1 protein-coding gene is annotated in these 1171 nt (G+C 67.9%); it reads left to right on the forward strand.

Annotated elements, in window-relative coordinates; all coding sequences use genetic code 11:
- The first annotated feature begins 108 nt into the window (after positions 1-108).
- Entirely contained in the window at positions 109-1107 is a 999-nt protein-coding gene (locus tag EOD07_RS35145; RefSeq protein WP_127238414.1) for an ABC transporter ATP-binding protein, read from the forward strand.
- Positions 1108-1171 lie beyond the last annotated feature (64 nt).

Here is a 1171-nt window from a genome sequence, read left to right on the forward strand (position 1 = left end):
AGGTTGGCGCCAGTCACCCCCACCCGCGGCTTCGCCGCGACCTCCCCCATCGAGGGGGAGGTGGGGCGTCGCGCATCTCTCTAAACCGGCAACGAAACAAACAGGCCCATGACCTCTGCCGTTTCCTTCAAACAAGTTTCGCGCCATTTCGGCAGCGTGCGCGCCGTCGACGCGGTGGATCTGGAGATCGCGCCGGGCGAGTTCTTCGCCATGCTCGGGCCGTCCGGTTCCGGCAAGACGACGTGCCTGCGGCTGATCGCCGGTTTCGAACAGCCGACGGCGGGCTCGATCTCCATCTTCGGCGAGCGCGCCGAGGGCGTTCCGCCCTACCGCCGCAACGTCAACACCGTCTTCCAGGACTATGCGCTGTTCCCGCATCTGAACGTGCTCGACAACGTCGCCTACGGCCTGATGGTCAAGGGCGTCGGCAAGGCCGAGCGGCTGAGGGCGGCCGAGGAAGCGCTGTCGCTGGTGCGCCTGCCGGGTTATGGCGCGCGCCGTCCCGGCCAGCTCTCCGGCGGCCAGCGCCAGCGCGTCGCGCTCGCCCGCGCGCTGGTCAACCAGCCCAAGGTTTTGCTGCTCGACGAGCCGCTCGGCGCGCTCGACCTCAAGCTGCGCGAGAACATGCAGGAGGAATTGAAGTCGCTGCAGAAGGTGCTCGGCATCACCTTCGTCTTCGTCACCCACGACCAGGGCGAGGCGCTTTCCATGGCCGACCGCGTCGCCGTCTTCAACGACGGCAGGATCATGCAGGTCGGCACGCCGGAAGATATCTACCAGCGGCCGAACACGCGCTTCGTCGCCGATTTCGTCGGCTCGTCCAACGTGCTGCCGCCGGATTTCGTCCAGCGTTATTCCGGCCAACGCCGCTGGGGAAGCCTGCGGCCGGAGTCCATCCGCGTCGCCAGCGCGGCCAGCGGCGACGGCGTCGCGGCGCGCCTGGTCGGCACCAACTATCTCGGCGCCACCACAAGGCTGGCGCTCGATGCCGATGGGTTGAGACTGCATGCGGTCGTGCCGGCGGGCACCGCGCTGCCGGCGGAAGGCGAGGCGGTTATGCTCACCTTCAACCGCGACAGCCTGCATCTGATGGACGAGCCGGCATGATCGAGGTTTGCGCGAGGCCCCCCTCTCTGTCCTGCCGGACATCTCCCCCGCAAGGGGGGAGATT

The sequence above is a fragment of the Mesorhizobium sp. M2C.T.Ca.TU.002.02.1.1 genome (assembly GCF_003997225.1).

Excerpts from the sequence above, each read along its gene's own strand:
- EOD07_RS35145 (WP_127238414.1), top strand. The coding sequence starts at position 109 with ATGACCTCTGCCGTTTCCTTCAAACAAGTTTCGCGCCATTTCGGCAGC.